The 12,879-nt window shown below is 68.8% G+C and carries 13 protein-coding genes and 1 pseudogene; 9 read left to right on the plus strand and 5 right to left on the minus strand.

Features of this window, described 5'->3' with window-relative positions:
- Positions 1–46: 46 nt before the first annotated feature.
- Positions 47–589: a lipoprotein LpqH gene (locus FND50_RS33885; protein ID WP_144288648.1), complete on the minus strand. Its 543-nt coding sequence runs from the start codon at positions 587–589 to the stop codon at positions 47–49.
- A gap of 208 nt (positions 590–797) precedes the next feature.
- On the opposite strand from FND50_RS33885, the gene FND50_RS33890 reads away from it, so the two are divergent.
- From FND50_RS33890 to FND50_RS33920, 7 genes and pseudogenes are all read left to right on the plus strand, one after another.
- On the plus strand, positions 798–2,123 hold the full coding sequence (locus tag FND50_RS33890; protein ID WP_144288649.1) for a hypothetical protein: 1,326 nt from the start codon (positions 798–800) through the stop codon (positions 2,121–2,123).
- The gene (locus tag FND50_RS33895) at positions 2,120–3,148 is read left to right on the plus strand and encodes a hypothetical protein (RefSeq protein WP_144288650.1); all 1,029 of its coding nucleotides are present in this window, start codon (positions 2,120–2,122) and stop codon (positions 3,146–3,148) included. The genes FND50_RS33890 and FND50_RS33895 overlap by 4 nt, the downstream gene beginning before the upstream one ends.
- 1 nt (position 3,149) lies before the next feature.
- On the plus strand, positions 3,150–4,673 hold the full coding sequence (locus FND50_RS33900; protein ID WP_144288651.1) for a lipopolysaccharide assembly protein LapB: 1,524 nt from the start codon (positions 3,150–3,152) through the stop codon (positions 4,671–4,673).
- A 212-nt stretch (positions 4,674–4,885) separates the two neighbouring features.
- Positions 4,886–5,449 (plus strand): alkyl hydroperoxide reductase subunit C, encoded by a 564-nt coding sequence (ahpC, locus tag FND50_RS33905; protein WP_144288652.1) that lies wholly within the window; start codon positions 4,886–4,888, stop codon positions 5,447–5,449.
- Positions 5,450–5,621: 172 nt separating this feature from the next.
- A complete protein-coding gene (ahpF, locus tag FND50_RS33910; RefSeq protein ID WP_144288653.1) occupies positions 5,622–7,214 on the plus strand; it encodes an alkyl hydroperoxide reductase subunit F in 1,593 nt (530 codons plus the stop codon).
- 115 nt (positions 7,215–7,329) lie between these two features.
- Positions 7,330–8,584: pseudogene (locus FND50_RS37670) on the plus strand (CHAT domain-containing protein).
- Between the two features lie 90 nt (positions 8,585–8,674).
- Complete coding sequence (locus FND50_RS33920) at positions 8,675–9,088, plus strand: VOC family protein (RefSeq protein ID WP_144288654.1); 414 nt, start codon at positions 8,675–8,677, stop codon at positions 9,086–9,088.
- On the opposite strand, the gene FND50_RS33925 is transcribed toward FND50_RS33920, so the two are convergent.
- Entirely contained in the window at positions 9,053–10,264 is a 1,212-nt protein-coding gene (locus FND50_RS33925; RefSeq protein ID WP_144288655.1) for an FAD-dependent monooxygenase, read from the minus strand. The two genes, FND50_RS33920 and FND50_RS33925, sit on opposite strands and share 36 nt — an antisense overlap.
- Positions 10,265–10,356: 92 nt before the next feature.
- Here FND50_RS33925 and FND50_RS33930 point away from each other — a divergent pair, with 92 nt between their 5' ends.
- A complete protein-coding gene (locus FND50_RS33930) occupies positions 10,357–11,073 on the plus strand; it encodes a TetR/AcrR family transcriptional regulator (RefSeq protein WP_144288656.1) in 717 nt (238 codons plus the stop codon).
- Positions 11,074–11,088: 15 nt separating this feature from the next.
- On the opposite strand, the gene FND50_RS33935 is transcribed toward FND50_RS33930, so the two are convergent.
- The 3 genes from FND50_RS33935 to FND50_RS37405 form a co-directional block, all read right to left on the minus strand.
- Positions 11,089–11,415, minus strand: coding sequence for a hypothetical protein (locus FND50_RS33935; RefSeq protein WP_005261491.1), 327 nt, complete (start codon positions 11,413–11,415; stop codon positions 11,089–11,091).
- 63 nt (positions 11,416–11,478) lie between these two features.
- Positions 11,479–12,006: a helix-turn-helix domain-containing protein gene (locus tag FND50_RS37400; RefSeq protein ID WP_260850811.1), complete on the minus strand. Its 528-nt coding sequence runs from the start codon at positions 12,004–12,006 to the stop codon at positions 11,479–11,481.
- Complete coding sequence (locus tag FND50_RS37405; RefSeq protein WP_260850812.1) at positions 12,003–12,389, minus strand: hypothetical protein; 387 nt, start codon at positions 12,387–12,389, stop codon at positions 12,003–12,005. The genes FND50_RS37400 and FND50_RS37405 overlap by 4 nt, the downstream gene beginning before the upstream one ends.
- A 68-nt stretch (positions 12,390–12,457) precedes the next feature.
- On the opposite strand from FND50_RS37405, the gene FND50_RS33945 reads away from it, so the two are divergent.
- Positions 12,458–12,814 carry an antibiotic biosynthesis monooxygenase gene (locus FND50_RS33945; RefSeq protein WP_260850813.1) on the plus strand — a complete coding sequence of 119 codons (357 nt, stop codon included), beginning with the start codon at positions 12,458–12,460 and terminating at the stop codon, positions 12,812–12,814.
- The last annotated feature ends 65 nt before the right edge of the window (positions 12,815–12,879 follow it).

A 12,879-nucleotide genomic window follows, 5' to 3' on the forward strand; every position in this document is an offset into this window, starting at 1 on the left:
GGACGCGCGCGAACTCGACTCCCGCGCGCGTCCCGGGTGAGCCGGCTCAGCCGCCCACGACGGTCGAGCATGCGAACGTGATGTCGAACTTCGACGAACTCGGCGCGGTCGGGTTGCTCATGTCGGGCGCCCCGACGCCTTCGCCGGTGATCGTGTAGGTGTCGCCGTCCTTCACGACCGTCGCGGAGCCACCGGGCATTCCCTGGCCGAAGCCGAGGGCGTACGGGAGGCCGTTCGACCCGCCCTTGCTGCCCGCGATCCCGACGGCCTGCACGGTGTCCGTGCCGGTGATGGTCGCGGAGACCGCCAGGTCGCCGTACGTCGCGTTGGCGGTGTCTGCCAGCGCCAACGCGAGGGTGTCGCCCTGCTTGGCGCAGGTGGCGTCGAAGTCGGCTTCCAGTGCCTTGCCGTCGACCGCGGCCGAGGACGCGCCTGCCTCGGACGCGGCGGCCGGGGACTGTTCGGAGCTTCCACCGCCGGAGTCGCTGTCGCTGGTGTCGCCGCAGCCCGAGACGAGCAGGGCGACAGCGGCCGCCGCCACGATGCCGGCGGTGTAGACGCGCTTCTGAGTCCGAACGATCTTGTTCATGATCCGTCCTTCACGTTTCGTGAGGGGCGCTCGGCGCCCGTCGTCGATTCCTTCGGCTCGCGGACTGGAGCCGATGTGAGAAAGGTAGGAACGTCTCGCGCCCTACCGATCCCAGATTTGTCGACGGGTCGACGGGGCATCCCTGCGGTAACCTGCTCGAATGCGGACTGGATCGAGGAGCTCAACGGCTGCTCGGCGACCGCGCGCGATGGTCCTCGACGAGGTGTGGCGCGAGCTGGACGGCGTCGAACCGCTCAGTGGGCCGGACGGCGGACCACTGAGCCGCACCGTGAAATTGATCCTCGATCCGCTCGTCATCCGCCCGGTGCAGAACCCGCTGTGCGCCGGGCCGATCGTCACGGCCGACGGGGCGCAGCTGCTCGCCACCGAGGTGCACGCCTCTGCCGACGTGCTCCGCGCCACCGCCGCCTGGTTCACGCTGCTCAAGCGGGTTCGCCGAGCGCTGCGCATCACCGACGGCAACCCCCAGGACCTGTACTTCCAACGCTGTTTCGAACTTGCGACCGGCTCGGGCTCACCCGACCCGCTCCGGGACGAGTCCGTCGCCGAGGACACGCTGCGCGACGTGCACGATGTCGCGGCCGGCCGCACCACTCAGGCGTTGAAGGCCCACGTCACCGACCCGGAACGGGCACGGGAACTGAACGCCCTGATCGACGTCGCGTGGGGACGGCGTCCGCTGTCGGGCGCGGCCACCGGTGACCACGCCGCCGCGATCGACGCGGTCCTCGACGCCTGTCCCGGCGCGCGCCTCGAGCAGGACGGTGACGACGGACGGCACGCACTCGACAGCCTGGTCGCCGGGCATGCGGGAACCCACCACGGCATCGCACTCTGGACAATCGAGGTCACGGCCCACCGGCTCGGCCTGACAGCGCATCCCGTGCCAGTGCCGCCGCGGCTGGGGTCATCGGCGTCCACGTCAACCCTCGGACTCCCGTTCGACCGATCCGTCTACGAACGCGTCTTCACGGTGCTCCGCGCGTCGACCGACCGTACGGAACTGCCACCGATCCACGAACTGGTCACCACCGAGATCGCCCGAAGTTGCTCGCCCTGGGCGCTTCTCGACGAATCCTTGCGGGTCGCGGCGACGACGGGTGCCGCGCTGGCGACCGGTCTCCGTCCGATCGGAACGCCGTCTTCTCCCGCGGCCACGGACACCACCGCCGTCCGGGTGATCAACGGTCGCTGGCAACGGGAGGCGTACGTCCTGCAGGCACGCCGCCTCGCGGTGAGCGCCGACGCCGCGTCGCTGCCCGCAGCGAATCCACTGACGGCCATCGCCGCCGAACTCCTCGAGCCGTGGCGGCCCTACCTCCGTCGCCTGTGGGTCCGCCTCCACGGCCGCGACGTGCGCGAGTTCGCCGTCCACGGACCCGACGAACTCTGGGACCTCCTCGACGGCGTGGCGCGATCGGTCATCCTCGACCACCGCATGCGGGTCAAGCAGGCGCTCAGCGCAATTCCGCTCACAGACGCGGCGAATGCTCCCGAATCGAGGGCGAGTTGACTACCGGCACCTTGCGGATCGAGCGCGCGCCCGACGGGGTCTGGATCATCACCCCCGACGACGCACCGAGCGTCCTCGACGACACCGCAGGCATCGACGTGGCAGTGCTGGAAGTCGTCGGCGGGCACCTGTCATGGAGTGTGCTCGCGGACCATACGGTCCCGGTCGCGGTGCTCGACGACGTCGCTTCGGCGCAGGACTGGGTGTGGGCCGTGTTCGGCGAGGAGGTGGCGCTCGCCGTGGCGGCCGGATCCGGACGTGACGTCACGGTTTCCCCGGCGCGCCCTCGGGTGGCCGACGGTGCACGGCGACTCGCGTTCGCGCACTGGGCGGCGCGGTGGTGGCCCACCTCGACGATCGACGCCGTCCCACCACTCGACGAGGGGCTGTTGAACGGCGAGATCGACACGCTCGTCGGGGAATGCGATCTGCTCGTCGACGGGGACGACTCCGTCGCGCCGACCGGCCCGGCGCTCGCCGACCGTCCCGGCCGGGCAGAGGACTACGCCCTCGCGGCCGGCGCCGCGGCGACGCTATCGAGCACGCTCGTCCTGGCGCGGGGTACCACCGGATCCGACTGGCGCCGGTACCCACCCGGACTCGTCGACGCGTCCGAGCGCGCGGTGTCGTGGGTGGTGGTGCGCGCCGCCGGGAACACGACCGTGCGGGTGAGTGTCGTTGCGGCACCGGGCCTCTCCGAACCCGTGCCGGAGCATGTGCGTCCCCACGCGCTGGTCGGCACGGCATCGGGCGCTGTCGATATCGCGCTGCGACTGTCCGGGGATGCCTGGTTCGGCGAGTCGGCCGCACCGCAGGGCTCGGAATCGGGGGTGTCTGTGGACGTGTATCTGCCCGGGTTCGGTGTGGACGGGCGGCCGGACGGTGGAGGTTCGGAGGTCCGGGAGCGGGTTCGGGCCCTGGTCCGCCGGCGGCTACGCCGGGCTGCGGAGACGGCGCCGGACGACGGGCCGGACTCACCTCTGCTCGCGGAGATAGCGGCGGCCGCGTCGGATTCGGACTTCTGACGTGGGAGATCAGACGCTCGGCCCGGACACGGCGCGCGACCTCCTCGCGGCCGGCGCGGCAGCGTACTCCCGCGGAGAGGTCGCCGAGGCACTCCGGACGTTCGAGCGGGTCGCCCGCTCGACCACCGGCGATCTGCGGACGAGCGCGATCATCAACGCGGCCAGCATGTCCGACGAGCTGGGCGATCACACGAGGGCAATCGACCTCTACCGGGAAGCCCTCGCGGTGATGCCGGCCGACGCGATCCGGATGCGTCCCGCGGCGCTGGTCAACCTGTCGCAGGCCTTGCAGCACCTCGGCGACCTCGACGATGCGCAGGACGCGCTCGAGCAGGCGCGGGGACTGCTCGCGGCAGCCGACGATCAAGGCGACCTGCGGGTCGCGTGCCTGCTGTCACTGACCGCGGTCGCGATGCACCGGCAGCAGTGGGCGCACGCGGCCGAGATTGCCACCGAGTCCCTCGACGCGGCGGTGCGTTTCGCCCCCGCGCTGGCGGGCCACCCGCTCATGAACCTGGCCGCCATCCACTTCGAGACCGGGCGCTTCGACCTTTCCGACGACTTCGCCGGCCAGGCGCTCGACGCGTTCGAGACGGCGGGCGACGTCAACGCGGTCGCCGAAACACAGCAGAACCTGGGCATCATGCACGTCCGCTCGGGGCGGCCCGACGACGCCGAACCGCTGCTGCTGTCGAGCCAGACGTATTTCGAGCGCGCCGGGATCGGCCACCGAGCGGGAATCGGGTCGAAGGTGCTGGCCTTCCTCGCCGAGGGCCGCGGTGACACCGAACGCGCGTCGACACTCTATCGCTGCAGTCTCGACTACTTCCGGAGTTCCGGAGCGGTACTCGACGTCGCGGACGTCGAGACCCGCCTCGCCACCGTCGCCTTCGGTGAAGGGCGGCCCGACGAGGGAAAGACACTGCTCGCCGCCGCGTTCGACACGTATCGCGGGCTGGGGCTCGGGCTGCACTGCGCGCAGGTCGACTTCTGGCATGCAGCCCTCCTCGAATCCGCGCTCGCGGTGTCCGGCACCCCCGACAGCGCGGTGCGGGCACGAGCCACCGCGCTCGCGGTGCCCGCGGCGATCGCCATCGACGCCGTGCGGTGCACACTCCCGAACGGGCGTCAGCGCGAGCAGTGGAACCGCGAGATCGCCGATCCGGCGATGCAATTGGCGTTCCGTCTCGCCTCCGCGTCCGGCGATGCCCGGCTGGTGGCCGATCTCGTCGAGGCACAGTGCGCGGGGACGACGGTGGACATCGGCCGGGCCGGGCACCGCACCCCGGCGCGGCTCCCTCTGCAGTTGCCGGACCTTCCCCCGGCAGGCGCGACCGGCACCGAGGGTTCGTTTCTGCTCGGTGCCGCACTGGCCGGGGTCGCGGCCGGTGCCGGTCTGCCGGTCCCCCTTCCTCCGCGACTCGTCACGCCGGATGGACGGAATGTGCTGGGCTCCGCGATCGCGGTCGCCGAGGAACGCTATGGGCGCGACGTCCGGGACAGCCGGGTGGTGCCCGCACGGTGATCTCGCCCGGGTGTCACGGTCGTCACACCGCACGTCCGGGGAGTACCTCGGGCGGTGTGGGTGGAGAGCGGCACTGACCTGCAGCGCTGCCGATTCGGCGACCATTGATAGCCCCACCCAATCTATGGAATAGGTCTCATAGATTGGACCTATTCCAATCTGCTGGATAGCCTCGTCGCTGTCGGCTTCCAGTCTTACGAATAGAGGTTCCAATGGCCCTGATCAACACGCAGATCAAGCCCTTCGCGGCGTCCGCTTTCAAGGACGGCGCGTTCATCACCGTGTCCGCGGACGACATCAAGGACAAGTGGGCGGTCTTCTACTTCTACCCGGCCGACTTCACCTTCGTCTGCCCGACCGAGCTCGGCGACCTCGCCGATCACCACGAGGAACTGCAGCGTCTCGGCGTCGAGGTCTTCTCGGTGTCCACCGACACCCACTTCACGCACAAGGCGTGGCACGGCTCGTCCGACACCATCGGCAAGATCAAGTACGCGATGATCGGTGACCCGACGCAGGAGATCAGCCGGAACTTCGAGGTTCTGCGCGAGAACGAGGGCCTGGCTGATCGCGGCACCTTCCTCGTCGACCCTGACGGTGTCATCCAGTTCACCGAGGTCACCGCGGAAGGCATCGGCCGCAACGCCGCCGAGCTGGTCCGCAAGGTCAAGGCCGCTCAGTACGTCCGCTCGCACCCGGGCGAGGTCTGCCCGGCCAAGTGGGAAGAGGGCGAAGAGACCCTCGCTCCGTCGCTCGACCTCGTCGGCAAGATCTGACGTAGCCCAGTCGACCGTAGGCACGGGCTCGGATTCCTCTGAGCCCGTGCGCGCGGTTCCCGGTGCTCCGCTCCCGTGGGGGCAATCGGTGTCGCACCAACACTTTCCGGACCGCCCAGAGCTGGTTTCCGGTTTCCGATCCCTTTCCTCCCGATCGATGGAGTAGATCCGCATGCTCGAAGCCTCGCTCGCCGGCCAACTCAAGTCCCTGCTCGAACGGCTGACCCTGCCTATCGAGCTCGTCTCCTCACTCGATGACGGTCCGAAGTCCACCGAACTCGCCGAACTGCTCACCGAGATCGCGGCGATGTCGGACAAGGTCACCTACGAACGCCGCGACGACGACGCGCGACGCCCGTCCTTCGCCGTCCGCCGCAGTGGCACCGACACCGAGGTCCGCTTCGCCGGGATCCCGCTCGGCCACGAATTCACTTCGCTCGCACTCGCTTTGCTCCAGGTCGGCGGCCACCCGTCGAAGGAGGCTCCCGAACTGCTCGAGCAGGTCCGTGACCTCGACGGCGACTTCCACTTCGAGACCTACTTCTCGCTGTCCTGCCAGAACTGCCCCGACGTGGTGCAGGCCCTGAATCTGATGTGCGTGCTCAATCCGCGCATCAGTCACGTCGCGATCGACGGCGCCCTGTTCCAGGACGAGGTCGACGGCCGCCAGATCATGGCTGTACCGACGGTCTTCCTCAACGGCGAACTCTTCGGCTCCGGCCGGATGAGCCTGGAGGAAATCGCCGGCAAACTCGACGTCGGTGCCGCCGACCGCGCCGCCGCGGCGATCGCGCAGAAGGATCCGTTCGACGTGCTCGTCGTCGGAGGCGGACCGTCCGGCGCCGCGGCCGCGGTATACGCCGCGCGCAAGGGAATTCGCACCGGCATCGCCGCTGAGCGCTTCGGCGGTCAGGTGCTCGACACCATGGCGATCGAGAACTTCATCTCCGTCCCCTACACCGAGGGGCCCCAGTTCGGGTCGGCGCTCGAGAATCACGTCCGTCAGTACGGCGTCGACATCATGAACACTCAGCGTGCCGCGAAGCTCGTGCCTGCCGCCACCGAGAACGGACTCGTCGAGATCGAACTGGAAAGCGGCGCTTCTCTACTCGCTCGCACCGTGATCCTGTCGACGGGTGCGCGGTGGCGTTCGATGAACGTGCCCGGCGAGGACGCGTACCGGAACAAGGGTGTGACCTACTGCCCGCACTGCGACGGACCGCTGTTCAAGGGCAAGCGCGTCGCCGTGATCGGTGGCGGTAACTCCGGCGTCGAGGCAGCCATCGACCTCGCGGGCATCGTCGAGCACGTCACGCTCGTCGAGTTCGACTCGGTGCTCCGCGCCGACGAGGTGCTGCAGCGCAAGCTGCGCAGCCTCCCCAACGCCGACATCCTCCTGAGCACGCTCACGACGGAGGTCCTCGGGGACAGTAACAAGGTCACCGGTCTGACCTACCAGGACCGCACGACCGACGCCTCGCGCACGCTCGACATCGAGGGTGTCTTCGTCCAGATCGGCCTCCTGCCCAACACCGAGTGGCTGGCCGGGTCGGTCGAGTTGTCCGACCGCGGCGAGATCGCGATCGACGACCGCGGCCAGACGTCGGTGCCCGGCGTGTTCGCTGCCGGCGACTGCACCACCGTGCCGTACAAGCAGATCGTGATCGCCGCCGGTGCCGGAGCAACGGCAGCGCTGAGCGCGTTCGATCGGCTCATCCGAACGGGCGTGCCCGCCGAGGATTCCACCGCCGCAACGGTCGGATAGCTCGGCCGAGGTCGACGAGCCGTGCCTGCATGTCAGGCACGGCTTTAGGCTTTCGGATCGACCCGGGTGCCCGGTACACACTCCGGCGCCCGGGTGGGTAAGGGATGCTGTGACAGTGCCGACTCACCTGTCTCACCCGCCGACCGCGATCGTCCGGATGGCCGACGCCGGCGATCTGTACACGTCGTGGCGGTGGACCCACGATTCGCACACCGGCGGTGTCGGCGTCGCATCCGCCGTGCAGGTGGACGAAGCCCTCGCCGCGCTGGCCCGGGCCCTGCCCGACCTCACGGATCCGCAGGGGCTGCACCACGCGCTGACGGCGGGCGGTTTCTCCGCTTACGAGCCGGAGCACGATCTGGCTCAGCTCCTTTCACGCACATTCCTTCCGTTCGGCCTGGCGCAGCAATTGCACGAGCTGTTCACCCGCGGTGTGCGCCCCCACCTCCGGATCCAGCCGTCGCCCCGCGTCGCGCAGGTGCCGTGGGAACTGATCGCACCCGACGCCGGGCTGCGTCTCGTCGACATCGCGGACGTCAGCCTGCTGGCTCCGCTCAGCATCGTCCACTCGCCCGGCCGACACTCGACAACTCCCCGTCGTCGCGGTGCTCGACCCCAGGGTTCCGGGCTTCCGCGCGGATTCGGCGCTCGGCTCGGTCCTGGGACGGATGGCCGCGGACAGTCCGCTGTCGCAGCGGGTCGCGACCTACGCCGGGGAGGGCCGGCTGCTCCCCGCCGTCGACGGACCGACGGAGTGTTTCCGCCGCGAAGACGTGGACCGGGAGTGGCTCGGCGCAGCGTTGCGTGACGGTGCGGGCCGCCTGGTGTACGTCGGACATGTCACCGCGGCGGCACCCGAATCCGGTCAGAGCGAGCACGCCGAACTACACCTCGCCTGCGGCGCGGACTCCGTCGGGTTCGCGGAGCCGACCCGTGCCCACCGGCCGTTGTCCGCGAAGGACCTGCTGCTGGGAACGCACACGCTCACGGCCGAGCCGATCCGCGGCACGGACCTGTGGCCGATCCCGAGCCGGGTTGCACTCATCGCCTGCGAGAGCGGTGGCGACCTGCGGTTCCGCGAGGCACTCGGATTGGTCTCCGCGATGATCGCCGGCGGGGCGGAACTCGTCACGGCCAGCCGCTGGGCCCTGCCCACCGACCTCGCGTTCCAGCACATCGCCGGCGCCGCATCACACTCGTGTCCTCTGCAGGACGCAATCTGCTCGATCGACGCGGCGCACGAACTGCCCGACGCGGTCGGCGCGCTCTGCGACTGGCAACGCGACCGGGTGGCCGCCTGGCAGGACGAGCGGACGATCGAGCACTCACCGGTGCTGTGGGCGGCGTTCGCGACGGTCTCGGCGCACTGATCCGCCTCGGCCGTCCGTTCCCCACAACGTGTCGGCCGGTCGTTGTACCGTCGTTGCTGTCGGTTCCGGCACGAAGAAGGAGCATGTCCCATGACCTCTCGGCTCAACCCCTACATCAGCTTCGACGGCAACGCGCGGCAGGCAATGGAGTTCTACAAGGACGTCTTCGGAGGCACCCTTGCATTGAATACCTTCGGTGAATACGGTGCGCGGGAGGGCGAGGGCGCCGACAAGATCATGCACGCCATGCTCGAGTCGGACAGCGGCTACACGATCATGGGTGCAGACACCCCGCCCGGAATGGAACACAACCCGGGAACCAACATCGCGGTGAGTCTGAGCGGAGACGACGGCGACGAACTCCGCGGCTACTGGGCCAAGCTCGCCGACGGCGGTTCCGTGTCCGTGCCCCTGGAGAAGCAGATGTGGGGAGACGAATTCGGTGCCTGTACAGACAAGTTCGGCATTTCATGGATGGTCAACATCGCCGGCACACCGGGCTGATCGCAGCGCCGGGTAGTCCTGCAGATCGATGTCGGTAGCGAAGGAGTCGGTCAGCTTCATCATCAGGCCGAACAGGGTCTTGGACTTGAACGTCCAGTTGCGCAGCCTGATTCGAGTAGCCGACTTCGGCGCGAGAAACGGTCCGGCGCTGCCCTTGCGGGCGATCTTCGCGTAACCGTGCATCTGCTCGTTGTAGCGTCCGAACGCCACGCGGTGGTCACCGTCGGCGGCGGCAAGCTCACCCGCCAGGACGTACGCACCGACGAGGGCGAGTCCGGTCCCGAAGCCGCCCAGCGTGTTTCCGTACGCGGCATCGCCGACCAGGGCCACCCGGCCGGCGGTGTACGTATCGGTCTCGACCCTCGCGATCGAGTCGAGGTAAAAGTCGGGCGCGTCGTCCAGGTGCGCGAGCAGCCGGGGCACGCGCCACCCCGAATCGGCATACGCGCTGGCCAGCATCCGTTTCTGCTGGGTGAGGTCGCCGCGGTCGTACTCGATCCGGTCGGAGGCGAAGACGAACAATTCCGGAGCCTTCGGTCCGCCGACGACGGCCATCCGTCCCGGCTCGTTGTACATCAGCCCCGTCCCGCGTTCCCGGTCCGGCGAGGTGTCGCTCGCCGAGCCGGTGGTCCCGACGACGGCGTAGTAGTACCCGAGGAATCGGACGAATTCGTCCTCCGGCCCGAACCGGTGACGTCGGACGGCCGAGTGAATGCCGTCGGCGCCGAACACCAGGTCGAACCGGCGTGCGTCCGACTTCTCGAACGTGACCTCGACACCTGACTCCGTGTCGACCAGTGCGGTGACGGAATCGCCGAAGAGGTACTCGCACGAATCCGCGGTGTGCCGGTAGAGGATCTCGGTGAGGTCGCCCCGCAGGATCTCGATGTCGCCGCCGACGAATTCGCCCGGGATGGTCGCCAGGTGCTTGTCGCGTTCGTCGACGATCAGGAGGTCGGTCTTTCCGGTCCGACTGCGGAGCACGTCGTCGAGAATTCCCATCCTCTCCAACACTTTTCGGTGAACCTCACCCTTGAAGTCGACGGCCTGGCCGCCGAGCCGGAGGTCCGGTGCCCGCTCGACGACGGTGACGGCGTATCCGCACCGGCTGAGCCAGAACGCCAGGGCGGGCCCGGCGATGCTCGCACCAGAGATCAGGACGGTTCTGTTCGGCATGGGAGGCTCCAACGGATTAATTGTGTCTGAAGGACACAATTCAGTGTATGGTAGACACTATTCTGGATCAAGAGTCGGCCGGAGGAGCACAGATGGTCACCCCGCCCCGCACCGCCGAGCTGCTGTGGGGATCGTCGGAGAGACCGAAGCGGGGTCCGAAACCCGCGCTGAGCCTCGAACAGATCGTCGCCACCGCGATCTCGATGGCGGACGCCGAGGGCCTCGCCACGCTGTCGATGCAGCGCCTCGCCGAAGACCTCGGGTTCACCAAGATGTCCCTCTACCGCTACACCCCCGGCAAGGCCGAGTTGACCGCCCTCATGCTCGATACCGCTCTCGGACCCGCGCCCGACCCGTCCGGGATCGACGGCGGCTGGCGCGGTGCGCTCCACGAGTGGGCACTCCGGATGTGGGTGGGCCTCCGGCGGCATCCGTGGGTCGTGGACGTCGCCGTCGGTCCGCGCGTGCTGGGCCCGAACGAACTGGACTGGCTCGAAACCGGCCTCGCGGCGCTGCGCGCCACGGGACTCACCGGCGCGGAACGGCTGGACGCGGTGGTCCTGATCACCGGACACGTGCGCAGCCTCGTTCAGCAGGCAACGGCACCCGGCGCCGAAACCGACACACCCGAGAAGTCCCTGAACGCGATCATGACGGGAATCCTCGCCGACCACGCCGACCGCTACCCCGAGGTGACGGCCGCGTTCGCGTCGGCCGGATCCACCTCCGGGCACGACGACGCGCTCGAGTTCGGCCTGGCCCGGATCTTCGACGGTCTTGCCGCCCTCGTCGCGGCCCGTGCCGAATAGCAGCGCGCGGGGCCCTCAGCTCGCCTGCGGTTTCAGGTCGCCGTAGTGGGTGTGCGCCTTGCCGGCGAGAAGCCACAGAGGCGCCGACGCGTCGTCGTCGGTCAGGTAACCCTTGTCGCGACCGTCGGCCAGGTACTGGGAGCGCACCCATTCCTCCATCGCCTCGTTCGACTGGTCGGGCAGACCGTAGATCTGCGCGACGGCGCGGTGAAGTTGTTCGTCGTCGACGGTCATGCCCTGCGGCTGCTTTCGCAGGTTCAGCGCCTTGTCCGTCTCCCCCGCTCGGTGCAGGTGGACGATGTGGAAGGCCATCTCGCACACGAAAGGCTGGTTTCGGTTCACGATGCTCCTCTCCGTTCGTCACCCTCGATCGTCCCGCCCGAGTCCGTCCGGCGCCAGTGCGAACTATCGGCCGGTCCGCGCTCCCCGTCCGCTCCGCCGGTGTCCGGGGCCGAATGACGCGTTGCCACAGCGGATCTCGGTTGTGCTCGTGTGACGCCGACGGCGAATCAACGCGCGCAGTGTGGCCGAGTTCTGGTAGCCCACAGCGGACGCGATCGTGTCGACGCTCTGCTGCGTCGTGCGTAGGAGGAATATCGCCTGGTCGAGTCGGATCTCCTGAACGAACTCCACCGGCGACAGGCCCAGCACTGCGGCGGTGGTGCGTTGCAGCGTTCGTTCACTCACCCCGATCGCGTGCGCGCCCGAGTTGATCGGCAACGGTTCCGCGAGGTGATCGCGAATCCACCGTTCGAAGGCGGTCATCGTCGGATCGGCGGTGGCGAGCAGGGCCGGCACCGCGAAGATCGCCTGCGAGGGCCGGTCGCCGATCAGAAGGTACCGCGCGACGAGATCCGCCAGCGCCGGACTGTGCTGCTGGACGATCGCCAGCGCGAGATCGGTGTGCGCGAACGCCGCCCCGGCCGTCGTCACCCGGGCGTCGTGGATGAGGGTGCGAGGAAGAACGTGCCGCTGCACGCCGCGGCGAGGGCGGCGCCGGAACCGCGACCCGCCGCGACCCAGTCAAGGGCGGGATGCCCACGCACCACGTCGACGATCCGATCCGGCGTCTTCACCCCCACGGCGGGCATGACGAGGACATCGGGCGGCACGGCGATCTCCGTCAGCGGGGTGGTGGCCAGCACGAGTCCGTGACGGGTGCGGACCGACGGTCCGACCGCGACGGGGATGACGGTGAACGCCTGGTCGCCCGCCTCCGCGTCGTCACGCAGGGCATCGGCCGTCGCCAGGACGTCGAGCATGACGCTCAGACCCGAATCGAACGTGCCGTCCACGGCGAGCACCGCGACTCTCATGACGGAAACGGTAACAAAGGTGGCGCTTCCGCCGCCCCGCGTGCCGGTCGACGCCCATAGCGTCGGAGTTGAACGAAGTCGTACATCGACCGAGGAGGAGACATCATGACGATCGACAGAGGAATACTGGCACTGCTCGAGGCGGAATACTGGCACTGCTCGAGGCCAAGCCGGGCAAGGGCGAAGAACTGGCCGCGTTCCTCGAGCAGGGGCGCGCCCTGGCGGCGGAAGAACAAGGCACCGTCACCTGGTACGCGTTCAAGGTCAGCGACACGACGTACGGCATCTTCGACACGTTCGAGAACGAGGAAGGCCGGCAGGCGCACCTGACCGGAGCCATCCCCCAGGCACTCGGCAAGGTCGGGCCCGAACTGCTCGCCACGGATCCCGACATTCGTCCCGTCGACGTCATCGCCGTCAAGTAGGGGCGATCCCGCCCCGGTGAGCACGGTTTACCCTCATCCCCCGTCGGGCACCCGAACACGGACAT

Source organism: Rhodococcus sp. WB9 (assembly GCF_007558985.1).
In the GTDB taxonomy this organism is placed as follows: Bacteria; Actinomycetota; Actinomycetes; order Mycobacteriales; family Mycobacteriaceae; genus Rhodococcus_F; species Rhodococcus_F opacus.